1 protein-coding gene is annotated in these 537 nt (G+C 34.3%); it reads right to left on the reverse strand.

Annotated elements, in window-relative coordinates:
* Positions 1–38 precede the first annotated feature (38 nt).
* A partial coding sequence (locus AC1DJR_RS33040; protein WP_477004572.1) for an ATP-binding cassette domain-containing protein occupies positions 39–537 on the reverse strand: 499 nt, incomplete at its 5' end.

Raw genomic sequence — 537 nt, forward strand, 5'->3', positions numbered from 1 at the left:
CTCTTATCACGAGAAACCGCATTACATCAATATTTTTGTTAAATTTTAAACTGACTTGTATACAAATCAAAGTAGAATCCTTTCTCTTCCATAAGAGATTCGTGATTTCCTCTTTCAAAAATACTACCATCTTTAATTACAAGTATTTGATCTGCTTTTTCAATCGTTTTCAGCCGATGAGCGATTACAAAACTTGTTCGCCCTCTCATTAAATTATTTAATCCAGATTGAATTTGCAATTCTGTTCTCGTATCAATATTAGATGTTGCTTCGTCGAGAATTAATATATCTGCATCTGCTAAAATCGCTCGTGCAATCGCAAGGAGTTGTTTTTGTCCTTGGCTTAAATTCGAACCTTCTGAAGCAATTTCCGTTTCATATTGATTCGGTAGATGTTTTATAAAAGAATGTGCTGATGCTGCTTTTGCTGCTGCAACTACTTCTTCATCACTTGCATCTAAACGTCCATATCGAATATGTTCCATAATCGTTCCTGCAAATAAATACGTATCCTGTAAAACAACCCCTAATTTACTC

The sequence above is a fragment of the Bacillus sp. 05T31 genome, assembly GCF_056396725.1.